Below are 26,942 nucleotides of genomic sequence, written 5' to 3'. Positions count from 1 at the left end.
GCGGGGAGAAGGCGGCCGCTCCCGGCCGCCCTGCCCTCACGCGCTGCGGTAGAGCTTGGTCATCACGAACTCGCGGTGGCCGAGGGATTCGGCCGCCGTGAGGCGCCCGTTGGCGGTGCGCACGATCATGTCGATGAGCGCGTCGCCGGCCTCCGGAATGGTCATCTCCCGCCGCAGCACGCCCGACACGTCCACGTCGATATGCTCGCCCATGGTGCGGATGGTGCGCGGGTTGCCCGAGATCTTGATGACCGGGACGATGGGGTTGCCGATCACGTTGCCCTGCCCGGTGGGGAAGGTGTGGATCACGTAGCCCGCCGCCGCCATCAGCGTCACGCATTCGGCCGCCGCGGAGGAGGTGTCCATGTAATAGAGGCCGGGGCCCTTGGCCGGAGCCTCGGCGGGCTCGAGGGCGTCGATGTAGCGGCACTCGCGGCCGATCTTCTCCAGATTGCCCAGCGCCTTCTCCTCGATGGTGGTGAGGCCGCCGGCGATGTTGCCCTTGGTGGGCTGGCTGTCCGAGAGATCGTCGGTCTTGTGAGCCTCGATCACGTCGTCCTGGTACGACTTCCACATCTTGAACCACTTCTCGGCCACTTCCGGGGTGGCCGCGCGCTCCTTGCACAGGTGCTCGGCACCGGTGATTTCCGAGGTCTCGCCGAACACGCCGTAGATGCCGTGCGGGATCAGCTTGTCATACATGTTGCCCACGGTGGGGCAGGAGGATAGGCCCGTGGTGGTGTCGCTCTCACCACATTTGGTGGAGATCCACAGGTCGGAGAGGGGGCAGTCCTCCTGCGGCAGCTCGTTGGCCCACTGCACGAAGCGCTTGGCCTCGTAGGAGGCCTTGGCCACGGTGGCGATGTCGCCGTTCAGCTCGATGCCGAAGCCCACCACCGGCTTGCCGGTCTTGGCGATGCCCTCGACCACCCGGTTGGTCCACTGGTCCTCGATGCCGATCACCACCACCGCGGCGACGTTCGGATTGGAGCCGATGCCGATGAGGGTGCGGAAGTGGATTTCCAGATCCTCGCCGAACTGCAGACGGCCATAGGCGTGGGGCAGCGCCATGGTGCCCTTCACATGGGCGGCCACGGCCTCGCAGGCGGCGTTGGAGAGGTCGTCGAGGGGCAGGATGACGACGTGGTTGCGCACGCCCACCCGGCCATTCTCGCGGCGCCAGCCGCGGACGGTGGCGTTGGCATAGTCGGCCGAGGCGAGCGCCGTGGGGGTCGCCTTGGTGATGAGCTGGTCGGGCGCGCCGCCGCGGAAGGGGTTGGGCGCGGTCTGGGCGTGGAACATGGCGATGTTGGACATTTCTTCCCTCACCAGCGCTTGGTCTTGGCATTGTGGACGTGGACGTGCTCGCCCTTGGCGATGTCGGCCTTGGCGATGCCGATGTCCTGGCCGTACTTCCAGATGGTGTCCCCGGCCTTGATGTCCGCGAGGGCGACCTTGTGGCCGATGGGCACGTCCATCTTGGAGGTGAGGTGGAACGCCGAATTGTCGTGCGTCACCACGCACAGCATGTCGGTGCCGGCCTTCAGGCCCTCCACCACGACGACACCCACGGTGTCCTTCTTCTCGTGAACCAACAGTTGCGGCGCACTCACGCTTGCCTCCTCGTTGCCGTCTTGGCCGGCTCGTGTCGGCCAAGTCTTATATAAGATATAGTACATAAAACTTCGAACAAAACCCTGTCAAGCGGCCCGTCGGGCGCCGGCGTTCTTTCTGGTTTTTCGAATGAAAGGCGCGTCTGGCCGCGCGGAGCGGGCGCCTGCGCCGGAGCAGCAGGCGGGGACAGGATCGAGGGATGAGGAAAGCGCCCCGGACTGGCCGGGGCGCGCAGTCGATCAGAGCCGCAGGACGATCTTCGCCGCGCCGGTGCGGCCGGCATCGATGTCGGCGAAGGCGGAAATGGCCTCCGCGAATCCGCGCTCCTCGATCCAGCCGAGCCCGCCGAGGCGCCCCGAGGCGAGCGCGTCCACCGTCGCCCGGAAGTCGGCGGGGGTGTAGCAATAGGTGCCGGAGACGATGATCTCCTGAAGCGTGATGCGGCGGATATCGAGCCCTTCCGTGCCGGGCAGAAGTCCGGCATGGACGATGACGCCCCCCGGCCGCACAAGCCGGCAGGCCGCGGCGCGGGTCGCAACTGCGCCCACCGCATCAACAACGAGATCGATGCTGCCGTCCTTCGGCTCCCCACTTTCCCCCGGCGCGTAGCTGCGGAACGGGCCGGCGCGCTCCACCGTGTCCCGCCGGGCCGCATTGGGCTCGGCGACGAAGATCTCCGCCGCGCCCTGCATGGCCAGCACCAAAGCCGCCGCAAGCCCGATGGCCCCGCCCCCGAGCACGAGGCAGCGGGCGGCGGGAAGGGGTAAGCCCAGAAGGCGCGCCCCCTGGTTCACCGCGTGGTAGCTCACCGCCACCGGCTCGGCGAGCGCGGAATGGGCGATGGGGAAGTCGTCGGGGATGGGCACCAGATTGCGCTCTGGCACCCGCACCAGCTCGGCGAACGCACCGGGGCGCGGCGGCATGGAGAGGATCTGCCGGTCGGGACACAGATGCGCGCGCCCCGCCTCGCAGGCCGGGCAGGTGCCGCAGGTGACCAGCGGATTGACGGTGACGCGCTGTCCCGCCCGTGGCCCGGAGGCGACGCGCCCCGCAGCCTCGTGCCCCAGCACAAGCGGCGCCGGACGCCGCGCGTCATGGCCGTGATAGGCGTGCATGTCGGATCCGCAGATGCCGACCGCCTCGACCCGCACAAGCACTTCGTCATTGGCCGGCAGGGGCTCGGGCTCGCTGCGGAATTCCAGCCGGTGGGGGCCGGTATAGACCAGGGCTTTCATTTATGGGGCTTTCATCTTGCGGCGCGCTACTTGGCGGTGAACCCGCCGTCCACCGCCAGCACCTGACCGGTGACATAGGCCCCGGCGTCGGAGGCGAGGAACACGGCGGGGCCCACCAGATCCTCCAGCCGCCCGTTGCGGCCGATGGCGGTCTGAGCCGCATTGTGGGCGGCGCGCGCCTCGTCCTCGAACACCGCCTGCGTGAGCGCGGTGGGGAAGAAGCCCGGGGCGATGGCGTTGGCGGTAATACCATGGCGAGACCATTCCTCCGCCATGGCCCGCGTGAGCTGGGCGACGGCGCCCTTCGCCGCGCCATAGGGCGCGGAATTGGGAAAGGCGCGGAAGGATTGCAGCGAGGCGATATTGAGCACGCGCCCCCACCCCCGCCCCGCCATGGCCGGCGCGAGCTTCTGCACCAGCATGAACGGCGCGCGCACATGCACGGCCATGTGCAGGTCGAAGGCCTCCCGCGTCACCGCGCCGAACGGCTGGCGCAGGTTCATTCCGGCGGCATTGACGAGGATGTCGATGCCATCGCCGGCCGCTTCGGCCAGAAGCTCGGCCCCGTCATCAGCCGCAAGGTCGGCGACGATGGCGCGGGCGGCGATGCCGTTGCGGGCGAGATCGGCGCAGGCGGCGTCCAGCTCCGCCGCGCGGCGGGCGGCGAGGACAACGCTAGCCCCCGCCTGCCCCAGCCCCGCGGCGATGGCGAGGCCGATGCCGGAGCTTCCGCCCGTCACCAAAGCGGTGCGGCCGGAAAGGCCGAACAGGGAAGACAGATTGAACATGGCTCAGGCGTCCACCGGCACGCCCATGTCGAAATTGTGCCCGGGGAAGTATTTGGCGAGACGGTAATCCCCGGTGCGCGCGTGCGCCTCCATGCCTTCCAGCCGCGAGATGCGGGCCGTGACCTGGGCGATGGTCTTGCAGGCGTCCCGGCTCATCTGTTGCCAGGTGAGCGGCTTGAGAAATTTGTGCACCGACAGCCCGGCCGAATAGCGGGCCGCGAACTTGGTGGGCAGGATGTGGTTGGGGCCGGATGTCTTGTCGCCAAACGCCACCGTGGTCTCCTCGCCGAGGAAGAGCGAGCCGTAATTCGTCAGGGCCTCGCGCCACCAGCCGAGGTCGGCGGCATGGACCTCCAGATGCTCGGAGGCGTAGCGGTCGGACACCTCCACCAGTTCCTCGCGGGTGTCGCAGACGATCACCTCGCCATAATCGCGCCAGGCGGCGGCCGCCGCATCGCGCGCGGTGGGCGGCAAATCGGCGATGAGGCCGGGCACGGCGCGCATCACCTCATCCGCCAGCGCGCGGGACGAGGTGAAGAGCCATGCGGGGCTCTCGTGGCCGTGCTCGGCCTGGCCCACGAGATCCACCGCCACCATCAGGGGATCGGCGGTCTCGTCGGCGATCACCGCCACCTCGGAGGGGCCGGCGAACACGTCGATACCCACCTTGCCGAACAGCATGCGCTTGGCCTCGGCGACGAACTTGTTGCCGGGGCCAACGATGATGTCCGCCGGCTTGCCGGTGAACAGGCCGTAGGCCATGGCGGCGATGGCCTGCACCCCGCCGAGCGTCATCACCACATCCGCGCCGGCCACCATCATGGCATACAGCACATAAGGATGGATGCCGCCGCCCCGGTAGGGCGTGGAGCAGGCGACCACGGTGCCGACGCCCGCCGCCTTCGCCGTGGCGACGGACATGTAGGCGGACGCGATGTGGGCGTAGCGCCCGGTCGGCACGTAGCAGCCGGCGACATTGCAGGGCACCAGCTTCTGCCCCGCGGTGAGGCCGGGCAGAAGCTCCACCGAGAAGTCCTTCACGCTCTCGCGCTGGGCATCGGCGAAGCGGCGTACCTGATCGGCGGCGAAGGCGATGTCGCGGCGCACCTGATCCGGCACCTCGCGGGCGCGGCGCTCCATCTCCTCGCGGGTGACGAGGATGGGGCCGTCCCACTTGTCCAGCTTCAGGGCATAGTCGCGGACCGCCTCCTCGCCCCGGCGCTCGATCTCGCCCAGCATGGCGGTGACGACCTCGCGGGCCGTTCCCGTCTCGGTCTCGGGGGTCTTGCTCGCGCGCTTCAGGTATTCGATGGCCATTTCAATGCTCCATGGCGCCGGGGAGGAGACGTCCTGCCGTCCGGGCTCTAGTTGGTCGTGTCGAATTCGGTGGCGAAGGCCTTGAGCTTCGGGTCGGCGGCGACCATCCGCATGAAGCTGTCGTCCACGTAGGACTTCGCCTCCGGCGCTGCGGGAATGGTGCCGACTTCCGCCATGAAGGCGCCGATCCGGCCGAGCCAGCCGTCGAGGGCGGACGGTCCCTTGGCGCGATCCATGAGGCGGAGCTGTTCGGTGAGCGCGAAGGTGGGCCGCAGGGCGAATTCCTGGTCGATGGCGGAATCCGAGGCCTCGACGCCGCCGACGGCATAGAAGGCCTTGGTCATGGCGTGCGCCTCCTTCGGATGCGCCTTGGCCCAGCCCCAGGCGCGCAGATACACGGCCGCCACCTTGGCCACGAGGTCCGGGTGCTCCTTGGCGAAGGCGGGACGCACCACCAGCGCGCCGGGCACGATGGCGCCGGCATCCGCACCCGAGCACAGCACCTTGGCGCCGGCCTTTTCCTCCAGCGTGTAGGTGTAGGGCGCCCACACCCCGACGACGTCGGAATTGTTGGCCATGGCGGCGGAGATGATCTGCGCCTGGCCGAGATTGACGAACTGCATGTCGGAGGATTTCAGCCCCCATTTGGCGAGGCAGTTGCGCGCCGCATAGTCCGCCGTGGAATTGGTGGTGAGCAGCAGCTTCTGACCCTTCAGGGCAGACGGATCCTTCTGCAGCGCGGCGACCTTGTCGGCGCGGGTCATCAGCGCGTTGGTCTTGGATTCGTCGTTGGTGATGCCCACCGTGACGAGGCCGAAGCGCGCGGCGCCCAGCACCGCCGGAACCGATCCGGTGCCGCCCACGTCCCATGATCCCGCCTGCGCCGCCGCCACCTGCGGCGCGCCCGCGGGGAAGGTGACGAAGGTCGCGTCGAGCCCCACCTCCTTCCACCAGCCCTTCTCGGCGGCGATGTAGAAGGGCAGCGCCCAGTAGAGCGAGGGCTGGTAGGAGATGCTGATCTTGGTCAGCCCCTCGGCCCGTGCCGGTGCGGCCGGCGCGACCAGGGTGGCCGAGAAAGCGGCGAGCGCCGCCGCGAGGAAGGCGTGCCTGCGCGCGGGGCGTTTGAACGGCGTGTCCTTGACCTTGGTCATGCGTGTCTCTCCCTGGTGCTGCCGGTGGTCCGGCCTGTTCTGGAGCGCGCGCCGGGGCGCCCTGCTCCCTTTTTCGACGCCGTCAGTGCGCGGCGCCGGTCTTTTCCTCGCGGAGCGATCGCCAGATGTGGGTGCGCAGGTGGACGAAGGATTCGAGGTCCATCACGTCCTCGATGCGGCTGTAGCGCTCCCAGCCCTCCGCCTCGCGGATCGACTTCACGTCCACGATCTCCTTCAGGCGGCCGGGGCGGCGGGTCATGATCGCCACGCGATCGGCGAGATAGACCGCCTCTTCCACGCCATGGGTGATGAACAGCACCGTGCGCGGATTGCGCCGGGCGAGGCGCACCAGCTCTTCCTGCATCACCACGCGGGTCTGGGCGTCGAGGGCGCCGAAGGGCTCGTCCATCAGCAGCACCTGGGGATCGAGCACATAGGCGCGGGCGATGGCCACGCGCTGCTGCATCCCGCCCGAGAGCTGGTGCGGATAGGCGCCCTCATAGCCATTGAGGCCAATCAGCTCGACCGCCTCCATGACGCGGATGCGCCGCTCCTCGCGCGGCATGTTCCGGTTGCGCAGGCCCAGCTCGATATTCTCGACCACCGTCTTCCACGGAAAGAGGGCGAACTGCTGGAACACCACCGCCCGGTCCGGCCCCGGCTCGCGCACCTCGGCATTGCCCACCAGCACGCGGCCGGAGGTGGGAAACTCGAAGCCCGCGGCGAGCCTCAGGCAGGTGGTCTTGCCGCAGCCGGAGGGGCCGACGATGGCAAGGAATTCCTTGTCGGCGATGGCAAGGTCCACGTCGTCCAGCGCCTTCACCTGGCCGGCGCCGAAACTCTTGCTCACGGCATCGAAGCGGATGGAGCTCATCTTGTCCTCTCAGGCTCGCTCGAGGCGGTTGTGGATGCGCGCCTCGAGGGCACGAAGGGCGATGTCGATGAGGACGCCGACGAGGCCGATGGCCGCCATGCCGACCATCACCGTTGCGGTGGCGACGCCGCTCTGGGCCTGCACCATCATGTAGCCGACGCCGGTGGAGGCTACGATCAGCTCGGCCCCCACCAGCGACTGCCAGCCGAGACCGGCGCCGATCCTGAGGCCAGCCACGATGGAGGGGGTGGCGGCCGGCAGCAGCACTTCCAGGATCAGGCGATGGGTCGGCGTGCCCAGCATCTCGGCCGCCTCGATGTAGCGCGGCTCCACCTGGCGGGCGCCGCGATAGGCGTTGAGCAGGCAGGGCGGAAAGGCGCCGGAGAAGATGATGAGGACGGGGCCGCCGAAGCCGGTGCCGAACCACAAGGCGGCGAACGGCACCCACGCGATGGGCGCGATGAAGCGCAGGGCGTCGAACAGCGGCGAGACGATGTCGTCGAGCAGCCGGAAGCGCCCCATGAGCAGGCCCAGCGGCACGCCCACCGCCGCCGCCAGCAGGTAGCCGGCGGAAAAGCGCTGGAGGCTGGAGGCGAGATGCTGCGGCAGCGTGCCCCCCGCGAACGAGGTATGGAGCAACGTCACCAGCCGCTCGGCCACCTCCAGCGGGCCGGGAAGGAAGGCCTTGCCCACAAGCCCGCTCGCCGCGACCAGCGCCCACAGGCCGAAGAAGCCGACGAGACCGGCGAGGCCCAGCACCATGCGCCGGGCAGGGTCCAGCGCGCCGGTCATGCCGTGTCTCCCTTGATGCGGACCCAGGTCAGGGTGCGGCGCTCGACAAGCCCCAGCAGAGCGGTGGTGAGCGCGCCGAAGATGGCGACGCAGATCATGCCCACGAGGATCATGCCGGGATAAAGGTCCTGCTGCGCGAGGTTGAGCAGGTGCCCGAGCCCAGCGAGGGCGCCCACGAGTTCGGCTGCCACCAGGGTGGTCCAGCTCGCCTGCAGGGACAGGCGCAGGCCGGTGAAGATCATCGGCGCCGCGCCGGGCACCACCACCTCGCGTATGAAGCGGCCGTGTGGCGTGCCGAGCATGCGCGCCGCCTCGATGAGGGGGCGCTCGATGGTGCGCACGCCGGCCTGGGTGTTGATGACCGAAGGGACGAAGGCGGCGAAGAAGATGACCATGATCTTGGCCGTGTCCCCGAGCCCGAACCACAGGATGGCGAGCGGGATCCAGGCCAGCGGCGGAATGGGACGCAGCAGCATGAACACCGGGTTCAGCACCGCCTCGGCCGTCGCGCTGGTGCCCATCAGCAGGCCGAGGGGCACCCCCACCGCCACCGACACCACGAAGCCCAGCGCCACCAGCTTCAGCGATTGCAGCACATGCACCACAAGCGTCGCGTCGCCGTAGCCCCGCACCATGGCCTGGAGGCCGGCGGTCCACGTATCGGCCGGCGTCGGGAAACGTCCCGGTGAGATCAGCCCGTTGGCGCCGGTGGCCATGAACCACGCGAGCACCAGCAAGCCGAGCGTCGTCACGCCGATGGCGGACCTGCGCCCGAGCGGCATTCGTCTCCTCCCGTCATTGCGTGCTCCATCTGCGGGAGCATCGGCACGCTGCGTCTCCGCTTCGTCGGCGGTTAATGCAAGCGCTTACATGAAAGCTATCATCGAGCCTCCGAGTGTCAAGCGGCCATCCGCCGGAGATCTCTATTTTCACTGCTGCACTGCGGTAATTACCTTGCTGGCACAAGGCTGCAAGCGCATTCATCCCTGTTCATTCCGGCCGCCTGCTGGCATGATGACGAGCATGAATCGCAAGGCGCGGGCGACGCTTCAGGATGTGGCTCAGATGGCCGGGGTCTCCACGGCCACGGTCTCGCGCGCCCTCTCGCGCCCGGACCTGGTGCAGGAGGAAACCCTGGCGCGCGTGAGCGACGCCATCGCGCGGCTAAACTATGTGCCGGGCGGCGCGGCCCGCGCCCTCGCCTCGGGCAAGACGCTGACCATCGGCGCGGTGGTGCCCACCCTCGATCACGCCATCTTCGCCCGCGCCATCCAGGCCATGCAGACCGAGCTTGCGGGCAACGGCTATCAGCTCCTCGTCGCCGCCCACGATTATGCCCCGGCGCAGGAGGCGGCAGCGGTGCGGGCGATGCTGGCGCGCGGCGTCGATGCGCTGATGGTGGTGGGCGCGGACCATCTGGAGGAGACATGGGCGCTGCTCACCACGGCGTCCGTTCCGGTGGTGCTGTCCTGGTCGTTCGACGCGCGTTTGCCCGCCATCGGCTTCGACAACGAGAAGGCGGGGTGGCTCATCGCCGATCACCTGCTCGATCTCGGCCACCGCCGGTTCGGGATGATCTCCGGCTTCACCCACGCCAACGACCGCGCCCGCTCCCGCGTCGCCGGGGTCCGTGCCGCCCTCGCCGCGCGCGGGATCGAGCTGCCCTCGTCCTGCGTGGTGGAGGCCCCCTTTACCCTCGCCGGCGGCCGAGCGGGGCTGGCCGAGCTGATGGCGCGGGCGACGCCGCCGACGGCCGTGGTCTGCGGCAACGATCTTCTCGCGGCGGGTGCATTGTTCGAGGCCCAGGCGAGCGGCATCGCCGTGCCCGGCGCGCTGTCGGTCGTGGGCATCGACAATCTGGAAATCGCCGCCCACCTCGCCCCGCCTTTGACCACGGTTCATCTGCCCACCACCGAGCTCGGACGCACGGTGGCGCGCCATCTGCTGGCTCGCCTCCGCGGCGAAGCGCAGCCGCAGCGCGTGGAGCTGCCCATCGAGCTGGTGATCCGCCGTTCGGCCACGGCGCCGGCCGGAATTCCGGCTCTCGCCCGGGAGCCGTCATAGGGGCGGCCGGCACTCCGCCTGCGTCATCCCGGGGCGCGGAACGAACACGCCGCCCGCAGCGCCGCGCGCAGCCATCGGTGCGCGGGATCGGCATCGAAGCGGGGATGCCAGGCAAGGGACACGGCGAGCGCATCGGTCTTCACCGGCAGGTCGAAGCTGTGGAGGCCGGCACGCGCCGGCTCCGTCAGCCGGGCCGGCACCGCGGCGACATGGTCCGAGGTGCGCACGATGGCCAGCGCATCGTTGAAGTTCGCCACCGCGATGGCCACGAAGCGCTTCAGTCCCAGCGCCGCCAGCGCCAAGTCGATGGGCCCCGAGAAACGCCCCCGGCGCGAGACGGAGACATGGGGAAAGGCCGCGAACCGCTCCGGCGTCACCTCCCCGGCGAGCGGATGGCCGGGGCGCACGACCCCGACGAAACGATCGTGGAACAGCGCCTGCAAGCGGATCTCCGGCCCCATGGCGCCGATGACGCCCACATCGGCGTCGATCCGCCCCTCGCGCAGGGCCTCCACATCCTCCTGGTCCTGATGGGCGAAGCGTAGCCGGACCAAGGGCGCCTCCTGCGCGGCCAATGACGCCAGCGCCGCACCGAAGGTGCCGACAAACCCGTCATTGGCGCGGATGACGAAGGTGCGCTCCAACCGCAGCAGATCGATCTCGTCGCCGCGCACCAGCGCCTCGGCCTCGGCCACGAGGCCGCGCAGCCGTTCGCGCAGGGCCTCGGCACGCGGGGTCGGCACGAGCCCCCGCCCCGCGCGAACCAGCACCGGATCGCCCAGGAGGTGACGGATGCGCGCGAGCTGGCGGCTCATAGCCGGCGCGGAAAGGTTCAACCGCTGGGCCGCCCCCACGACGCTGCCTTCCGAGAGGAGCGCGTCGAGCGTCACCAGCAGGTTCATGTCGAGCGGCGGCATATGGCGCGACACTTGGCGTCGCGTCGGTTTGGCAGGCAAGGGAGCGCCTCCGCATCAGTGCATCTGATGCAATCATATAATAGCGACATTGCACTGTATGCAAACAAGGCCCGCCCCTATCGAAAGACCAGTTCAACGCGCCTGCGCGCTGCTTTCGACAGGACCCCACATGACACGACAAACCTCTTCCCCCACCGCCCAGCCGCACGCCGCGGCCGCGCACCGGCCCATCCATTCCGGCATGGTGCTGACCGGGCTTTCCCTTGCCATCCTGCTGTCGCAGCTCGGCACCAACATCATCAACGTCGCCCTGCCCACCTTGGTCAAAAGCCTCGGTGTGGACTTCGCGGCCGTCCAATGGGTGGTGGTGAGCTATCTGCTCGTCGTCACCGCCCTCATCGTCGGCGTGGGCCGTTTCGGTGACCAGCTCGGCAAGAAGCGGCTCTATCTGTGGGGGCTCGCCGTCTTCATGGCTGCCTCGGTGCTGTGCGCCCTCTCCACCAGCCTGCCGCTGCTGATCGCCGGTCGCGCCGGCCAGGGGCTTGGCGGCGCCATCCTGATGGCGCTCTCCTTCGCCTTCGTTGGCGAGGTGTTTCCCAAGGAGCGCACCGGCTTCGCCATGGGCGTGCTCTCCACCATGGTGTCCTTCGGCATCGCGCTTGGGCCCTCGCTCGGCTCGCTGGCGCTGGCCGCCTTCGGCTGGCAGGCGGTGTTCTGGGTCAACCTGCCGTTCGGGCTTCTGGCCTTCCTTCTGGTCTCGCGCTATCTGCCCAATGCCGTGGATGCGCCGAAGCATCCCGTCCCCGCGGCGCGGTTCGACTGGCTGGGCACGATCCTCCTCGCTTTGACGCTCGGCGCCTACGCGCTGGCCATGACCTTCGCCGGCAAGCAGGGCTTCGATGCACCGCTCGTGCTGCAGCTCGGGCTCGGCGCGCTCGTCGGTCTTGCCCTGTTCCTCGCGGTGCAGGTGAAGGCGCGCGCCCCGCTGCTGAAGCTTTCCATGTTCGGCAACGTGCTGCTCTCCACCAGCATGGTCATGAGCGTGCTGGTCTATGCGGTGATGATGGCGACCCTGGTGCTGGGGCCGTTCTTCCTCTCGAAGGCCCTCGGCCTCGACACCCGCATGGTCGGGCTGGTGATGACGGTCGGCCCCCTCGCCGCAGCCATCATGGGCGTGCCGGCCGGCACCCTTGCCGATCGCATCGGCGCACGGCTTGCCATGGTAATAGGGCTGGCGCTGTTCACCGTCGGGGCGTTCGCCATGTCCTGGGTGTCGCGCGACGGCGGTGTCGCCATCTACATCGTCGCCATCCTGTTCATCAGCGTCGGCCTCGCCTTCTTCCAGACGCCGAACAACACCGCCGTCATGACCGATGCGCGCCCCGAACAGCGCGGCCTCGTTTCCGGCCTGCTGGCCCTGGCCCGCAATCTCGGCCTCATCACCGGCGCCTCCCTCATGGGCGCGCTCTTCGCCAGCGTTGCCGGCGATACGGCCACCGCCACCCCGGACCTCGTGACGGAGGCCATGCGCTTCGCCTTCCGCATCGCGGCGTCCATGGCGGCTGCTGCCTTCCTCCTCTCCCTCACCACGCTGCGCCGGCGTCGCGCCTGACCCGGCGGCCAAGGACCCTTCCGATGAAACAGAACAACACCCCCCTCACGGGCGCCGAACGCCCGGTGCCGCCCGAACGCCGCCTGAGGATCGCCGAGGTCCGCAAGGTCACCGAGGTGAGCCCGCATATGCGGCGCATCACCCTCGCCTCGACGGCGCTGATGGACTTTCCCGTCCGCCGCCCGGCCCAATGGGTCAAGGTCTTCGTGCCGACGGCCGACGGCGGGAAGCCCAACGGGCGCGCCTACACCATCCGCCATTTCCGCGAGACGCTGTGCGAGATGGACATCGATTTCGTCCTGCACGGGGACGGCCCCTGCTCCACCTGGGCGCAGAACGCGGCGCCCGGCGATGTGGTCCAGATCGCCGGCCCGCGCGGCGGCTTCCGGCTGGATCCGGACGTCTCGCATCTGCTGATCGGTGGCGACGAGACGGCGCTTCCCGCCATCGGCGCCATCCTCGAAACCCTGCCGGCCGGGCTTTCCGTCGATGCCTTCGTGGAAATTCCCGAGGGCGCCGATGCGCAGATCATCCACTCGAAGGCCGATGTGGAGATCACCTGGCTTCCGCGCGGCAACGACGATGCCGGCCCGTTCTCAACCCTCGCCGACACCATCACGCGGGCGGAGGTGCCGCAGGACTCGGGCGCGGTGTGGTTCGCCGCCGAAGCCTCGGTCGCGCGAAATGTGCGCCGCCACTTCCGGCTCGACCGCGCCTTCCCGCCCAGTCGGCTCGTCATGTCCGGATACTGGAAGAAGGGCGAGACCGACTTCAAGGACAGCGAGGGAGATCAGTGAGGGGCGAGACTGGCGCGTGTCACGCGGACCGGGGCGCCTGGCTGTCGATGCGCATGAAGAACTGGGTGCGCGGCACGAAGATGCGCTGGAACGAGCCGTAATTCGCCGGGCTCGCCGAGCTGAAGATTTCCACCACCATGCCGATGGTCTTGGCTTCCACTCCGATCTTCGAGCAGATGTCGCGCGGCAGCGGCTCGATGCGGATGTCATACGTCATGCGCTGGACCGTCAGGTTCAGCTCACGGCGCAGATTGACGCCTTCAAGGGCAGTCTGCTTGTCCTTGCGCACCTGGTCGTAGACCCGCGCATCGATGATGAACTGGCTGTAGACGAGGAATTCGTGGCCGATATCAACGATGCGGTCGATCTCGACCACCTCGTCTTCCACCCATTGCATGTGCATGCTCCAGGAACCGCGGTTCCTGTGCCGGTGAATGCGGTCCACCTGGGGGAAGACGGGGAAGAAGTTCTCGCGCCGCTCGTCGCTGAACAGGAAGTGCCAGACCGTGTCCACCTGGCGCGGCTCGCGATTGACGAAGCTGCCGGCCCGCCCCTGCTTGCGGTCCACCGCCCCATCCTGCACCAGTTCGCGATAGGCCTTCTGCACCGTGCCGAGACTGAGCCCGGTGGCGAGCGCCAGATCCTTCTCCGGCGGTAGGCGGTCGCCAAGGCTCCAGTATCCCTCGCGAATTCCCGCCAGCACCGCATCCCGCAGCTGGAGGTATTTGGGGGACTGGCCGGGGTCCTTCGGCGCAAAGCGGCGCCAGAAGTCGTGGCCCGCCTGAGACGCCGGAGCCTTGGTCACGGCATCTGCCTTGTCGTGCGTCGCACGCGGAACCCGAGGCTTTGTCATGGGAGATTCCGAACGCAGGTGAGAGGGCGGTGGTACTGACATTCCCCCAAGGAGGCAAGGCGCCGGCACTTGGCGTGTCCGGTGCCCGCCACGAGGGGTCAATCGCCGGGCAGATCATGGACGTTGCTGAAGAATACGTCCTTCCAGGAGGTCGGCATATTCTTCAGCAGGCCGGTCTTGTGCATGTATTCAGCGAAGACCATCACCTTCCGGGGCGTCGGCGAAAAGCTCATCATGTTCGGATCATTGAGGATCGCCACGATCTCGGCTTCCGACAGCTTCGACTTGTCGAACCGCTTGAACGCCTGCGCCGCCGCGGTCTTGTCGGCGGCGATGAGGCCCATCGCCTCGGTCAGCGCCGCATAGGTGGCGGCGTAGAGCTTGGGATTGGCCGCCCGCCACTTGTCATTGGCATAGGCGGTAATCAGCGTGTTGGCGCCGCCGGTGACGTCATAGGAGCTGAGGATGGTGCGCACGTTCGGATTGGCGAGCTCCATCTGGATGAAGGGCACCGTCGTCACGTGCGTCCTGGCGACGGCCCCGCCCGAGAGCAGCGCGGCGACCCCGTCGGGATGGGACATGGTGATGGCCAGCGTGTCGAACTTGTTGCGCTGGTCGAAGCCGAAGGCCTGGGCGGTGGCCATCTCCAGGATCAGCGCATGCTGCGTTCCCTTACCGGCGGCCATGGCGATCCGGTCGGTGGGCTTGAAGTCCTTGATGGACGTGATCGCGGGATCGATGGTGTTGAAATAGATCGGGGAATCGCAGATCGCCATCATCCCCTTCACGGGGGCGAACTTCACCGTCTTGTCCCACAGATTGAGCATCACCGACGTGCCGGCCATGGCGACGTCGGCATTGCCGGAGATCAGCGCATCGGTGATGGCCGGGCCGCTGGTCAGCTGCGTGTAGACGACCTTGGCATCGGGCACGCCCAGGGCCGCCGCATGCTTTTCGATCAGCTTGTTTTCCGCCGCGACGATCATGGGCAGGTAGCACAGGCCGAGGCCGCTCACGACACGCACCTCGGCCGCGGCAGCGGGCCTCACAAGAGGCGGGGCGATGGTGGCGGCAAGAGCGACGGCCAATGCGGCCAGCCGGGCAAGATGTTTCATCTGGATCCCCTCATGGTCTGGAAGATTCCGCGCCAGTTCGGCGTCTCGTTTTGCGATCGATGAAACGCGACGCCCGCAGGCGTCGCGTTTCCATTTTGAGCGCCTCAGAGCAGGCGGTCGTTCTGCGGTCCCTTGAGCGGGATTTCCATGAGATCTTCGCCGAAGAAGATGTTGCCGCCATAGACGCGGGAGATGTCGGCGACCACCCGCTCCCTGAGGCCCGGCCGGTCGAACTGCTCGGTGATGTGGGTGAGAACGAGGTTCTTCACCCGGGCGTCGCGCGCCAGCTCCGCAAGCTCCATGTGCCCCATGCAGCTGTGCGAGAAATCAGGGCTGTAATTGGTGCCGGAGAGGTAATGACACATGTGCACCAGCACGTCGCAATCCCGCGCCAGCACATGCATGCTTTCCGCCGGCCCGCTGTCGCCGGAATAGACGAAGACGCCTTCGGGCGTCGTCAGGCGGAAGCCGAGGGTCACGAGGAAGGGCTGGAAGTGGTTCACCTGGTCCGTCTCCAGCGTCCAACCATCGCCCTTGATGACGTCGCCGGGCGACAGGGTGGTGACCTCCGGGACGGGGCGCGGCCGGGGCAGCGTGCCGCCGCGGGCCTTGAACAGATCGAGGCTCGAACCGTGGGAGGTGCGCGCCACCAGATCCGCATTGTACACGCCGTCCAGCCCGAACAGGCGCTCGGTGATATCGGCGATGGGCGCCGGCCCGAACACCTTCAGCTCGGGAATGCGGTCGGCGCCCTGGTCCCAGCGCGTCAGCAGCAGGCGGCCATAGTCGCCGCAATGGTCATAGTGCAGATGGGAGAAGAAGAGGTGGGTCACCCGGGTCGCGGGGATGCCCAGCTCGAGCAGGCGATGATGGGCGCCGAAGCCGTGGTCCATGACGATCACGTCGTTTCCGGTCTCGATCACATAGCCGGAGGACATGCGGCGCAGGGAAGGCGTGGGCGTGCCTGTGCCGAGAAGGCGAATACGCATGGGGACTGCTCTTTTCTTGGAGGTGTAAGTGCAGGGTGAGGTCAGCCGCGGCTCATGCCCCAGCGACGGATGGTGCGGGCCTCGATGGTGCGAAAGATCAGTCCTTCCACCAGCAGGCCGATGATGATGACGCAGGTGAGCCCGGCGAAGACCTGATCGGTCTCCAGCTGGTTGCGTTTCTCGAACAGGAACCAGCCGAGCCCGCCCGAGCGCGAGGACACGCCGAACACCAGCTCCGCCGCGATCAAGGTGCGCCAGGCGAAGGCCCAGCCGATCTTCAATCCCGAAAGGATCGAGGGGAAGGCGGCCGGGATCAGGATCAGCGCCACGTAGCGTACGCCGCGCAGGCCATAGTTCTGGCCGGCCAGCCTCTGGGTTTCGGAGACACCCAGAAAGCCCGTCAGCGTGTTGAGGGCGACCGCCCAGAGCACCGAATGCACGATGACGAAGACGAGGCTGGGAACGCCGAGCCCGAACCACAGCAGCGCCAGCGGCAGGAGGGCGATGGCGGGCAGCGGATTGAACATGGCTGTGAGGGTCGCCAGAAGGTCGGCGCCCAGCCGCGAGGAGACGGCGAAGGTCGTCAGCATGGCCGCAAGGGCGATGCCGATGGCATAGCCCGTCATCAGCACCTGGAGCGTCGCGCCGATGCGCTGGAGCAGGACGCCGTGGACGAGGCCATCCCACAAGGCGCTCAGGGTATCGGTCAGCGTGGGGAACATCAGCGGGTTGGACAGCCAGACGGCATAGACCTGCCAGGCCACCATCAGCGCCACGACGATGGCGCCGCGCCGCACCCCCTCCATGTTGGCGAGGTGCTCCCAGAGCGAGAGCGGACGCTCGATCTCGGCCGCATCGCTCACGGGGGGCGTGGTCCGCTCGAATTCCGGCCGGATCGGCGGAGACAGCCGGGCGACCGGCAAGGGGGTGATTTCAGCCATGGTGCCCCTCGGCGAAAAGCATGGTGTTGATCTTCTGGGACAGGGCCATGAAATCGCTCCCGCCCTGGTGGTCGTGCCCGTATTGGTGGGCGTTCAGCTCCGCCTTCACCTGGCCGGGATGGGGCGAGAGCACGAGGATGCGGGAGCCGACCACGATCGCCTCTTCGATGGAGTGGGTGACGAAGAGGACGGTGAAGCGGGTGTCGTCCCACAGCTGCAGCAGTTCGTCCTGCATCTGGCGGCGGGTCAGGGCGTCGAGGGCGGCGAAGGGCTCGTCCATCAAGAGGATGGCGGGCTCCATGGCCATGGCACGGGCGATGGCCACGCGCTGCTTCATGCCGCCGGACAGCATGTGCGGATAAGCATCCGCGAACTTGCCGAGCTTGACCTTCGTGATGCTGGCCATAGCCCGCGCGCGGGCTTCGGCGCGGGGAAAGCGGCGGCTCACCAGGATGGGGAACATCACGTTCTCCAGCACGGTCTTCCACGGCATCAGCTGGTCGAAGTCCTGGAACACCATCATGCGGTCGGGGCCGGCGCCGTCGATCATCTGGCCGTTCAGCCGCATGAAGCCCGCCACCGGTTTCAGGAAGCCGGCGACGCCCTTCAGCAGGGTGGACTTGCCGCAGCCGGAAGGGCCGAGCAGCACGAAGCGGTCGGCCGGATAGACTTCGAAGCTCACGTCGCGGGTGGCCGTGACGAGCAGATCGCGGGTCTTGTACTGGAGCGTGACCCCGGACACCTCCAGCAACGGGCTCGCATACGAAGGCGGATAGGTCTGGTCTTTCGGATGCATGGTGGCAGCGTTCATCGGCCCCCTCATTGTTCCGGCTCTGGCTTCGCCTTCGACAGAGTCCGAACGGGACGCCGGCGCGGCGAATTGCATTTATGAGATGTAGTGAAACATAAATGCTATATAGTTTACTGTCAACCGACAGGGAGCGCATTGGGGCGTTGCCGACCGCCGCGGGGCACGCGGGGGCGCCGTTCATCCGAAGCGTTGCAAGAAGCCGACCGGGGGACGCACGGCGGACAGTCGGCAAGGCCGCATTCGCGGCAGGAGGCGCGGCGGGACGCGCGACGTCGCGGTCGGCCGCAGGCAGGGCTACGGCCGATCAAGGCGCCGATGTCGCGAGACTTCGCGTTGAAGGCGGCAGACGCTCAATGATCGCCGAATGGCTGACGCCGCACACCACTGCCTATTTCGCGTTCAGGGGGTGATGTCAGGCTGCCACGAGGCCAATGCGCTCCGCCCCAGCTCGGTCAGCACATAGACGCCGCGCTCCGCACGCTGGAACCACCCATAGACATTGCGGTGGAGAATTTTCTGGGCATCGGGGCAGATGTGCTTCAGGTCGCGCGGACGCTGCGGCGCGGCTGTCATCGCGGCAGCGCAGGCCAGGGCCTGCTGCCGATACGCGGTCATGATCGGCTTGCGCGTGCCTCCACCCGCAACGGGATCGCCCTGGCGGCGCCTGTGCTCCTCCATCAGCCGCGAGCGGCGGCGGGGATCCTTCCGCGGCATCGGCGCCACCGGCGAAACAAGGACATCGACGCGCCCGGTTGCCGAAACGCCCAGCAAGCCGAAGCCGAGGCGGCGGCACAGATTGCGGTAGCGCGGGTCGCTTTCCCGCCCCTTGCCGTTGGCGGACAGGCGCGCCGCCAGCCAGATCTCGTCGCCCATGGTCGCCCGGTCGACGCCCTGAAGAATGAGTTCAAGATTGAACGCCAGCTTCAGTTCGCCGATCACCACCACCGCCGGATCATCGTCCCGGAGAGCGACGATGTCGCAATTCCTCACCTCGCCTTTCACGGTGTAGCCGAGCTGCTCGAGGAAGCGCTTCACGGGCTCATAAAGGGACGTTTCCACAGCGCGCCTCCGGTTGGACCGCGCCGAACATGTCCTGCCCGTGGTTTAGGAGCCGCAAACGACGGTGATATTCCGACGGCTGGAGCGCCCGCCGCCCCCTAAGACCGCGCGCCGGACACCAGCCGCGCGCCATTGGCGAGAACGGTGTCGCGCACCTCGGCCCCCAGGGGCTCCAAAGCCGCGAGGGCCTTCCGGCCTTCCGCATCGCCGATCTCGAACGGGAAGTCGGTGCCGAACACGACCCGCTCCGGGCCGACCAGCTTCAGCAGGAAGTCGAGCACGGCCGGGTGGGCAATCACCGTGTCGTAATAGAGATCGCGCAGATAGTGCGACGGTGGCTTGGCGATATGCGCGCGGCAGGCCGGATTGGCCTCATAGAGCGGCGCCTCATAGGCGAGATCGAGCCGGCCTGCCAGCATGGGTAGCGTGCCGCCGCCATGGGCCAGCACCAGCTTGAGGCCGGCATGGCGCTCGATGACGCCGGCGAAGATCAGCCGCGCCACGCACAAGGCGGTTTCCGAGGGCCAGCCCACCAGCTGCAGCATGGTGAAGCTGCCGAAGGCCTGCCGCTCCACGCCCGTGGTCGGGTGCATGAAGACAATGCAGCCCTGTCGCGCGCATTCCGCCCACATGGGCTCGAAGGCGGGATCATCGAGCGGGCGTCCCGGCGCCGAGGTCGGCAGGGCGACGCCGATATGACCCTCGTCCAGCCCGCGCCGGATTTCCGCGACACACCGGTCCGGCTCGGCGATGGGCGGAACGAGGAGCCCGCCGAGGCGGCCGCCTCCGTCGCGCACCGCCGCGAGGGTCTGGTCATTGAGCCGCCGGGCGAAGGCCGCATCCGCAGCCCATCCCGCATGGGAGACGACGCGCGGCGGCGGCGACACCAGCTGGAGGCCGATCTCGCGGCGCGTCAGGCTTTCGAGCCGCCCCTCCATGTCGAACAGCAGCGGATCGAGGGGGCCGTAGCCGGCGAAGCGGAAGCCTTCGGGGCATGTCTCGATGCCGAAGGCACCCTCCCGCGCGAGTTCGCTGAGGAAATCGCGCGAGAGGGCATGGGCGTGAACGTCGACGATCACGGGAAGGGCTTGCGCGGATAGACGACGGGGGCCGCCGCGATGGCCGGAGGATAGACCGGCACCGCCTTGCCGCCCTGCACCTGCGCGACCACGGCGGAGGCCTTCACGTCGACGCCGGCATCGTTGTACTTCACCGGGCCGAAGAAGGTGTCGGTGTCGAGCTGGAGCATGGCCTCGCGCACCTTCACCGGGTCAATGCTGCCGGCCTTCTCGATGGCGAGCTGGAGCGACAGCGCGCCCGCCGTGCCGGCGGCGGTGATGTAGGTCGGCACCTCGCCGCCGAACTGCTTCTTGAAGGTCTCCACATAGGTCGCGCTGTCGGCGACCACCGGGCCCTTGTAGGTCAGCGCCGGATCCCAGATCTGCACGCCGAACAGGTCCTCCGCCGCCGGGCCGAGGGCGTTGAGGAAGTCCGGAATGCCCACCGCGAAGGCGAAGCCGATGAGCTTCGGGTTCACCTTCAGCGTCTGGAGCGTCTTGATGAGCAGGATGGAATCCTGGACGTAGCCGGTGAGGATGAGCACGTCCGGATTGCTCTCCTTCAGCGCCGTGGCGACGGAGGAGAGGTCGGCCGAGCCCTTCGGATACTTGGTGGAATAGACCACCTTCAGGCCCTCGGCCTCCGCCTTCTTCTGCGCGGCGCCGGCGAACACGTTGGGGAAGAGGTCGTCGGGACCGGCGATGGCGATGGTCTTGGGCGGGTCCTTCACCGTCTTCAGCAGCGCCAGCATGGGATCGAGCGTGGTCGAGGCCAGCGGCGCGGGACAGAAGATGTACTTGTAGCCGCGCTGGTACAGGCTGTCGGCCGTCGCCATGGGCGTCATGGTGATGACCTTGTACTTCTCGCTGATCGCCGCCGTGGCGGTGGCGATGCCGGAAGAGTACGGGCCGAGGATGAAGCCCACGCCGTCCTCGGTGATGAGCTTCTCGGTGAGGCGCGCGGAGGTCTGCGGCTTGCTCTCGTCGTCGTAATAGATGACCTCGACGGGCATCTTCTTGTCGCCGACCTTGATGCCGCCGGCATCATTCACCAGCTTTTCCCAATAGGCGTAGCCGTTCTTCAAGAGATGGCCTTCGCGGGCGAAATTGCCGGTGAGGCTGACGGCGGCGCCGATCTTGATCTTGTCCTGCGCGGCGGCCGTGCCCGCGCCGAAAAGGGTGGCGAGGCCGAGGGCGGCCACGCTCTTCACCAGAGTTCGTCTGTGCATCATCTCGCTCGCTCCTGCTGGTCCCGGAAGGTTTAGTTTTGTTAGGTTTCTCAGACGGATGCCGCGGTGCCGGGCACGAAGCGCCCGAAGCCCGGCGCGCCGACGAGCTTGCCGTCCTGCGCGACGATGGTGCCGCGCACGATGGTGTGGGTGGCCGCGCCCTTGGTGGCCATGCCCTCCCAGCTGGAGAAGCCGGTGCGCGAGAGCATGTCCTCGTTGCGGAAGACGCCTTCGCGGCTCATATCGACGATGGTGAAGTCGGCATCCGCGCCAGGCTGGATCACGCCCTTCCGCGGGAAGATGCCGAAGCGCCGGGCGGGCGCCTCGGCCGCGAGGCGGGCCACGTCGTTGAGCGAGAGGCGCCCCTCGTTCACCGCGTTCATGAGCAGCGGGATGTATTCCTGCGCGCCGGTGACGCCGAGCGGCACCGAGAACAGGTCCTTCCAGCCCGGGTCCACGTCCTCCTTGGTATGGGGCGCGTGCTCCAGCACGATCATATCAGCCGTGCCGTCCTTGATGGCGTCCCAGCCGGCCTCGGGGTCGTAGGCCCAATTGTAGGTGCGCGGCCCCACCTTCTCCATCTGCGCCCGGTTCATGAACATGGTGCCGAGCTCCAGCTCGCACGACACGTCCTGACCGAGATCGTACTTGGCGTGGTGGATCATCTCGTTGGCGCCCTTGGGCATGACGCCGAGATGCAGCACGTGCAGCTTCACCCCGCAGATGCGGGCGTAATAGAGCGAGGCCGCGAGGCCGGCGACCATGCCGTGGCCGTACATGTACCCTTTCGAGAAGCTCTCGTGATAGGCCATGGCATCGGTGCGGCCCTTGTCGATGTAGTCGCGGAAGGTGAGCCGCTTGCACCACTCGGGATCGTCATGATGCACCGAGGCGACGAGCCCCATGTCCCGCGTCGCCTCATACAGCTCGAACAGGATGCCGTGGTCGAGCACGCCGAGTTCCGAGATGTAGGGATAGACTTCCTTGATGTGGCGCGTGTTGAAGATCTTGATGCCGATGGCGCCCGCCTTGGCCAGCGCCTCCACCGTGCGCGGATAGAGCCCGCCGCCATAGAGCGCGTAGTCCACATGGGCCTTGGGCGCGACCAGCGCCTTCTTCATCTCGTAGTCTTCGAGCGTGGTCGGGTGCGGCGTGTTGTTGGTCATGTCTATGCACATGGTCACGCCGCCGACCGCCGCCGCCGCGGAGCCGGTCTGGAAGTCTTCCTTGTAGGTATGGCCCGGCTCGCGGAAGTGGCAGTGGACGTGCCACAGGCCCGGCAGCACGGCGAGGCCCTTGGCGTCCACGCGCTTCGCCGCCTCCGTGAAGGGGCCGCCGATGGCGGAGATCTTGCCGTCGAGCACGGCGATGTCCGCCTTGAAGGAGGAGGACGGGGTGTGGATCGTGCCGTTTTCGATCACGAGGTCATAGGGTCGGGACACGTCACGCTCTCCAGAAGGATCGGTTGAGGCACGTCAGTTGAGGCCGAGATAGGCGGCGCGGATGTCCTCGCGTCGCAGAAGGTCGTCCGCCGGGCCGTCGATGGTGATGCGGCCGGTGTCCAGCACGTAGCCGCGGGTGGCGATCTCCAGCGCGAGGCCCACGTCCTGCTCCACCAGCAGCACGGTGATGCCGCGCTCGCGGTTCACGAGGCGCACCGCCTCGGCGATGCGATCGACGATGACCGGGGCGAGGCCCAGCGACATCTCGTCGACGAGCAGAAGGCTCGGCCGCGCCATCAGCGCCCGGCCGATGGCGCACATCTGCTGCTCGCCGCCGGACATGAGGCCGGCGAGCCGGCCTTCCAGCCGCTTCAGCTCGGGGAACAGCTGGAAGACGAAGGCGAGGTCGTCCTCCTCGCCCGCGCGGTCCGGGCGCGCGGTGGCGCCGAGCTTCAAATTCTGGCGCACGGTGAGGCCGGCGAACAGGCGCCGGCCCTCCGGCACCATGGCGATGCCACGCCGGGCGCGCTCATAGGGCTTCAGCGGGCCGAGGTCCGCGCCGGCGAAGCGCATCTTCCCGCCGCGCACAGGGACGAGGCCGGTGAGGGCGCGCAGCAGGGTGGTCTTGCCCGCCCCGTTCGCGCCCACCAGCGCGACGATCTCGCCTTCCGCCATGTCGAAGCCCACGTCCCACAGGACGCGGCTGTCGCCATAGGCCACCGCGAGGCCTTCGACCGAGAGAAGGCTCATTGCACGCCTCCCGCCACCGTGGCCGCATGGGCAGCCGAATGCGCCTTGGCGAAGCGCTGGCCGAGATAGGCCTCCACCACCTTGGGGTCGGACACCACGTCGTCCGGCACGCCCTCGGCGAGCTTGGCGCCGAAATTCAGCACCATGATGCGGTCGCAGAGGGCCAGAACCGCCTTCATCACATGCTCGATGACGACCACGGTGAGGCCGGCCTGCTTGAGGCTCTTCACGAGGTCGATCATGCGTTCGATCTCCGTGTGGTTGAGGCCCGCCATCACCTCGTCGAAGAGGATGATGCGCGGCCCCATGGCGAGCGCGCGCGCCACCTCCAGGCGCTTCCTGTCGGCGAGGGTGAGCTGCGGCGGCATGAAGGCGGCCTTGGGTGCGAGGCCCGTGCGCTCCAGCGCGGCATCGGCGGCGGCGAGCCAGGCGTCGCGGGTGCGCAGCCGCGCATGGCCGAACATGGCGCCGATGGCGACATTCTCCCGCACGCTCATGGCCTTGAAGGGCTGCACGATCTGGAAGGTGCGGGCGATGCCGAGGCGGGAGAGGCGATGGGGCGGCAGGCCGGTCACGTCCTCCCCGGCGAAGCGGATGGAGCCGCCATTGAGCTTGTAGACGGCGGAGATGGCGTTCAGCAGCGTGGTCTTGCCGGCACCGTTGGGGCCGATGACGCCGAACACCTCGCCCTCTTCCACGCGGAAGGAGACGCCGGCCAAAGCCTTCACGCCGCCGAAGCGGATTTCGAGGTCGTTCGCCTCAAGCAGCGCCATGGCGCGACCTCCACCGCTGGATCAGGGAGCGCCCCGCCACCAGCATCCCGTTGGGGGCGACGAGGCAGATGACGACGATGAGCACGCCGAACACGATCTGATGCGCCTGCAGGAAGCCGCCCCACACCAGCGTGGAGAGAAATTCCAGCACGAAGGCGCCTAGCACCGGCCCGATCACCGTGCCCATGCCGCCGAGGATGAGCATCATGTAGGCCTTCACGCCGATGGCGGGATCGAACGCGCTGGCCGGCTCGATGAAGGTGATCCAATAGGCCCACACGCCCCCGGCAAAGCCGGTGATGCCGGCGGAGATGGCCCAGGCGGCAACCTTGGTGGCGGTGGTGTCGATGCCCATCACCCCCGCCGCGCGCTCGCCGTCGCGAATGGCCCGCAGCGCGTAGCCGAAGGGGCGAATGAGGATGAACGCCACCAGCAGGGTGGAGACGACCATGCCGGCCAGCATCACCAGATAGATGGCGCGATAGAGCGGCCCCGGCGGCAGGTCCGAGAGCGGCAGGGGCAGGCCCTCGGCGCCGCCGGTGACGCCGCCCACCTGGATGACCAATTGGATGGCCGCGAGGTTCAGCGCGACGGTCGCGATGGCGAAGTAATGCCCCCGCAGCCGCAGGATGGGCCAGCCGACGATGCCCGCCACCAGCGCCGAGAAGGCGACCGCCGCGACCAGCGCCACGGGAAAGGGTGCCCCGAGCGTCATGGCCACGCCGCAGGCATAGGCGCCGAAGCCGAAGAACACCGCATTGCCGAAGGCGTGATAGCCGGTGAGGCCGACGATGACGTTCAGCCCCTGCGTGACCGTGGCGTACATGAACACCGTGGTCAGCACCCGCAGCCAGTAATTGTTGAGGGCGAGGGGCGCGAGCGCGAGGACGACCGCGCCGGCGGCGAAGAAGGCCCAGAAGAGAAGCGCGCGACGCCGCGCGCCTGAGGGGGACGAGGGGGAGATCATGCGTGCTCCCCGAAGAAGGCGCGGCCGAACAGGCCCTGCGGCCTCAGGGCCAGCACCAACAGGAACAGGCCGAAGCCGACGATCTCCTGATAATTGGCGCCGAGGAAGTAGCCCGCCCACGCCTGCACGAGGCCGTAGATGAAGCCGGCGACGATGCACCCCTCCACCGAGCCGATGCCGCCGAGCACGGTGATGACAAATACCGCGCTCAGGAAGGTGACGCCCATGCCCGGCATCACCGGGAACAGCATGGAGGCGAGCGAGCCCGTCGCCCCCGCCAGCGCAGCGCCTGCACCCGCCGTCAGCGCGTAGATCCGCTCGGGATTGATGCCCATGAGGGAGGAGACCTCCCGGTCGAGCGCCGTAGCGAGGATCATCTGCCCGGCGCGGGTGAAGCGCAGGAAGGCGAAGAAGGCGATGCCGAGGGTGACGGAGAAGCCCGCCGCGATGAGGCGCACCACCGGAACGAGGATGCCGAACACCTCGATGGAGCTCGCCGCATAGGACGAGTTCACCGAGCGCACGTCGGAGGTGAAGGCGATGGACACCGCATCCACCATCACCAGCTCGATGCCGAAGGTCACCACCAGCGACAGCAGCAGGCTGGTGCGGATGATGCGGTTCAGCACCAGCACCTGCAGCGCGTAACCCAGCGCGAACATGGCGATCATGGAGACCGGAATGGACGCGATGGGGTCGAGCCCGGCGAACCGGAACAGGCCGTAGGTGATGTAGGCGCCCAGCATGATGAAGCCGGTGTGGGCCAGGTTGATGACCCCCATGACGCCCCAGACCATCGAAAAGCCGATGGTGGCGATGCCATAGAGGCCGCCGAGCAGCAGCCCGTTAGCGGTGGCTTGCCAAAGCACCGTTACCCCTCCAAATCGTTGATATCACGAAGTTATATGCTTGACGGAAGGCTTATTTATACATATCTTATGCAAAATAAATTGAGTCATGCAACAACGATGTCTGAACGAAACGCACAAAGAAGCCGCACCCGTGCCGCCGGACGCGGCAGCCTCGCGGTGCCCACCGCCCCCAAGGCGGGAATTTCGAAGGGCGGATCGAGCGAGTTCGCCTATCAGGTGATCCGCGCCGAGATTGTCTCGCTCGCCCTTGCGCCCGGCTCCGACCTCGACGAGGCGGCGCTGGTGACCCGCCTCGGCCTGTCACGCACGCCGCTGCGCGAGGCGCTGGTGCGCCTTGCTGGCGAGGGGCTGGTGCAGATCCTGCCCAATCGCGGCACGCGCGTCGCGCCCATGGGCTGGAACGACATTCGCGAGCATCTGGAGGCGTTCGACCTCTCCCAGCGCCTCGTCACCCGGTGGGCGGCGCTGCGGCGGACGGAGGCGCAGATCGCCGCCATCGACGCCCAGCGGGAGGCCTTCGAGGCCGCGACGGCGCAGCGGGATTCCGAGGCCATGCTGGAGATCAACTGGCGCTTCCATGCCGCCATCGCCGCCTGCTGCCGCAATGGCGTTGTCGAGCGCTTCTATCTCCAGCTGCTCACCACCAACCTGCGCATCTCCCGCCTCGCCATGACCTACGACTGTTTTTCCACCGAGGAGGCTTACGACGCGCATATCGGCAACATCATCCGCGAGCACCGCGAGATGGTGGAGGCGATCCGCGCCCGCGACGCCGACAGGGCGGACGCGCTCGGCAGCTCCCACGCGGGGCTTGCCCGCAAGCGCGTTTCCGAATGCCTCACCCAGAGCATGCTGTCCGACATGGAGCTGCCGCTCGGCGGCGCGCCCGACAGCCTCGCCTGACTGCGAGAAGGAGAAACCG

Annotated in this window: 27 protein-coding genes; 4 read left to right on the top strand and 23 right to left on the bottom strand. The window is 67.9% G+C overall.

The annotated features are described in order from the left end of the window. Nucleotides 1–36: 36 nt before the first annotated feature. The 9 genes from D7006_RS04870 to D7006_RS04830 all read right to left on the bottom strand — a co-directional run bounded on the left by D7006_RS04870 (nt 37) and on the right by D7006_RS04830 (nt 8,553). The gene (locus D7006_RS04870; protein ID WP_229646781.1) at nt 37–1,317 is read right to left on the bottom strand and encodes a UxaA family hydrolase; all 1,281 of its coding nucleotides are present in this window, start codon (nt 1,315–1,317) and stop codon (nt 37–39) included. An 8-nt stretch (nt 1,318–1,325) separates the two neighbouring features. After that, on the bottom strand, nt 1,326–1,613 hold the full coding sequence (locus D7006_RS04865) for a UxaA family hydrolase (protein WP_169124518.1): 288 nt from the start codon (nt 1,611–1,613) through the stop codon (nt 1,326–1,328). Nucleotides 1,614–1,853: 240 nt separating this feature from the next. Then, nucleotides 1,854–2,849 carry an alcohol dehydrogenase catalytic domain-containing protein gene (locus D7006_RS04860; protein WP_237355755.1) on the bottom strand — a complete coding sequence of 332 codons (996 nt, stop codon included), beginning with the start codon at nt 2,847–2,849 and terminating at the stop codon, nt 1,854–1,856. 26 nt (nt 2,850–2,875) lie between these two features. Further along, nucleotides 2,876–3,637: an SDR family NAD(P)-dependent oxidoreductase gene (locus tag D7006_RS04855; protein WP_237355754.1), complete on the bottom strand. Its 762-nt coding sequence runs from the start codon at nt 3,635–3,637 to the stop codon at nt 2,876–2,878. A gap of 3 nt (nt 3,638–3,640) precedes the next feature. After that, nucleotides 3,641–4,954 (bottom strand): histidinol dehydrogenase, encoded by a 1,314-nt coding sequence (hisD, locus tag D7006_RS04850; RefSeq protein WP_237355753.1) that lies wholly within the window; start codon nt 4,952–4,954, stop codon nt 3,641–3,643. Between the two features lie 47 nt (nt 4,955–5,001). Then, entirely contained in the window at nt 5,002–6,105 is a 1,104-nt protein-coding gene (locus D7006_RS04845; protein ID WP_237355752.1) for an ABC transporter substrate-binding protein, read from the bottom strand. 82 nt (nt 6,106–6,187) lie between these two features. Further along, nucleotides 6,188–6,979: an ABC transporter ATP-binding protein gene (locus D7006_RS04840; protein ID WP_029555401.1), complete on the bottom strand. Its 792-nt coding sequence runs from the start codon at nt 6,977–6,979 to the stop codon at nt 6,188–6,190. A gap of 9 nt (nt 6,980–6,988) precedes the next feature. Beyond that, the gene (locus D7006_RS04835) at nt 6,989–7,771 is read right to left on the bottom strand and encodes an ABC transporter permease (protein ID WP_024280497.1); all 783 of its coding nucleotides are present in this window, start codon (nt 7,769–7,771) and stop codon (nt 6,989–6,991) included. After that, nucleotides 7,768–8,553 carry an ABC transporter permease gene (locus D7006_RS04830; RefSeq protein WP_229643103.1) on the bottom strand — a complete coding sequence of 262 codons (786 nt, stop codon included), beginning with the start codon at nt 8,551–8,553 and terminating at the stop codon, nt 7,768–7,770. The genes D7006_RS04835 and D7006_RS04830 overlap by 4 nt, the downstream gene beginning before the upstream one ends. Before the next feature lie 241 nt (nt 8,554–8,794). On the opposite strand from D7006_RS04830, the gene D7006_RS04825 reads away from it, so the two are divergent. After that, nucleotides 8,795–9,835 carry a LacI family DNA-binding transcriptional regulator gene (locus tag D7006_RS04825; protein ID WP_237355751.1) on the top strand — a complete coding sequence of 347 codons (1,041 nt, stop codon included), beginning with the start codon at nt 8,795–8,797 and terminating at the stop codon, nt 9,833–9,835. Nucleotides 9,836–9,858: 23 nt separating this feature from the next. Here D7006_RS04825 and D7006_RS04820 read toward each other — a convergent pair whose 3' ends face one another. Continuing rightward, a complete protein-coding gene (locus D7006_RS04820) occupies nt 9,859–10,752 on the bottom strand; it encodes a LysR family transcriptional regulator (RefSeq protein ID WP_237356853.1) in 894 nt (297 codons plus the stop codon). Nucleotides 10,753–10,921: 169 nt separating this feature from the next. On the opposite strand from D7006_RS04820, the gene D7006_RS04815 reads away from it, so the two are divergent. Together D7006_RS04815 and D7006_RS04810 are read left to right on the top strand one after the other, a co-directional pair. Beyond that, a complete protein-coding gene (locus D7006_RS04815; RefSeq protein ID WP_237355750.1) occupies nt 10,922–12,364 on the top strand; it encodes an MFS transporter in 1,443 nt (480 codons plus the stop codon). A 23-nt stretch (nt 12,365–12,387) separates the two neighbouring features. Next, entirely contained in the window at nt 12,388–13,161 is a 774-nt protein-coding gene (locus D7006_RS04810) for a siderophore-interacting protein (protein ID WP_237355749.1), read from the top strand. Nucleotides 13,162–13,180: 19 nt separating this feature from the next. On the opposite strand, the gene D7006_RS04805 is transcribed toward D7006_RS04810, so the two are convergent. From D7006_RS04805 to D7006_RS04745, 13 genes are all read right to left on the bottom strand, one after another. Then, a complete protein-coding gene (locus D7006_RS04805) occupies nt 13,181–14,014 on the bottom strand; it encodes a GntR family transcriptional regulator (RefSeq protein ID WP_237355748.1) in 834 nt (277 codons plus the stop codon). Nucleotides 14,015–14,112: 98 nt separating this feature from the next. Then, nucleotides 14,113–15,129: an ABC transporter substrate-binding protein gene (locus D7006_RS04800; RefSeq protein ID WP_237355747.1), complete on the bottom strand. Its 1,017-nt coding sequence runs from the start codon at nt 15,127–15,129 to the stop codon at nt 14,113–14,115. A 104-nt stretch (nt 15,130–15,233) separates the two neighbouring features. Next, the gene (locus tag D7006_RS04795) at nt 15,234–16,118 is read right to left on the bottom strand and encodes an MBL fold metallo-hydrolase (RefSeq protein ID WP_169124506.1); all 885 of its coding nucleotides are present in this window, start codon (nt 16,116–16,118) and stop codon (nt 15,234–15,236) included. Between the two features lie 41 nt (nt 16,119–16,159). Further along, on the bottom strand, nt 16,160–17,059 hold the full coding sequence (locus D7006_RS04790) for an ABC transporter permease (protein WP_169124505.1): 900 nt from the start codon (nt 17,057–17,059) through the stop codon (nt 16,160–16,162). Beyond that, entirely contained in the window at nt 17,052–17,870 is an 819-nt protein-coding gene (locus D7006_RS04785; protein ID WP_237355746.1) for an ABC transporter ATP-binding protein, read from the bottom strand. The genes D7006_RS04790 and D7006_RS04785 overlap by 8 nt, the downstream gene beginning before the upstream one ends. A 399-nt stretch (nt 17,871–18,269) precedes the next feature. Then, entirely contained in the window at nt 18,270–18,929 is a 660-nt protein-coding gene (locus tag D7006_RS04780; protein WP_237355745.1) for a DUF2161 domain-containing phosphodiesterase, read from the bottom strand. 98 nt (nt 18,930–19,027) lie between these two features. After that, a complete protein-coding gene (locus D7006_RS04775; protein WP_237355744.1) occupies nt 19,028–20,008 on the bottom strand; it encodes an amidohydrolase family protein in 981 nt (326 codons plus the stop codon). After that, nucleotides 20,005–21,219: an amino acid ABC transporter substrate-binding protein gene (locus D7006_RS04770; protein ID WP_237355743.1), complete on the bottom strand. Its 1,215-nt coding sequence runs from the start codon at nt 21,217–21,219 to the stop codon at nt 20,005–20,007. Before D7006_RS04770 ends, D7006_RS04775 begins: the two co-directional genes overlap by 4 nt. A gap of 47 nt (nt 21,220–21,266) precedes the next feature. Continuing rightward, nucleotides 21,267–22,658: a dihydroorotase family protein gene (locus D7006_RS04765; protein WP_237355742.1), complete on the bottom strand. Its 1,392-nt coding sequence runs from the start codon at nt 22,656–22,658 to the stop codon at nt 21,267–21,269. A 33-nt stretch (nt 22,659–22,691) separates the two neighbouring features. Next, complete coding sequence (locus D7006_RS04760) at nt 22,692–23,408, bottom strand: ABC transporter ATP-binding protein (protein WP_229643114.1); 717 nt, start codon at nt 23,406–23,408, stop codon at nt 22,692–22,694. Further along, nucleotides 23,405–24,181 carry an ABC transporter ATP-binding protein gene (locus tag D7006_RS04755; protein ID WP_237355741.1) on the bottom strand — a complete coding sequence of 259 codons (777 nt, stop codon included), beginning with the start codon at nt 24,179–24,181 and terminating at the stop codon, nt 23,405–23,407. Before D7006_RS04755 ends, D7006_RS04760 begins: the two co-directional genes overlap by 4 nt. Then, the gene (locus D7006_RS04750; RefSeq protein ID WP_237355740.1) at nt 24,168–25,148 is read right to left on the bottom strand and encodes a branched-chain amino acid ABC transporter permease; all 981 of its coding nucleotides are present in this window, start codon (nt 25,146–25,148) and stop codon (nt 24,168–24,170) included. The genes D7006_RS04755 and D7006_RS04750 overlap by 14 nt, the downstream gene beginning before the upstream one ends. Then, nucleotides 25,145–26,017, bottom strand: a complete 873-nt coding sequence (locus D7006_RS04745; RefSeq protein ID WP_024280023.1) for a branched-chain amino acid ABC transporter permease — start codon at nt 26,015–26,017, stop codon at nt 25,145–25,147. The genes D7006_RS04750 and D7006_RS04745 overlap by 4 nt, the downstream gene beginning before the upstream one ends. A 99-nt stretch (nt 26,018–26,116) precedes the next feature. Between D7006_RS04745 and D7006_RS04740 the strand changes: the two genes are divergently transcribed. Continuing rightward, nucleotides 26,117–26,923 (top strand): GntR family transcriptional regulator, encoded by an 807-nt coding sequence (locus D7006_RS04740; RefSeq protein ID WP_237355739.1) that lies wholly within the window; start codon nt 26,117–26,119, stop codon nt 26,921–26,923. Nucleotides 26,924–26,942 lie beyond the last annotated feature (19 nt).

Source organism: Xanthobacter sp. YC-JY1 (genome assembly GCF_021730305.1).
In the GTDB taxonomy this organism is placed as follows: Bacteria; Pseudomonadota; Alphaproteobacteria; order Rhizobiales; family Xanthobacteraceae; genus Xanthobacter; species Xanthobacter flavus.
The sequence above is the reverse complement of the archived record's forward strand: the minus strand, read 5'-3'. Positions and strand labels throughout refer to the sequence as shown.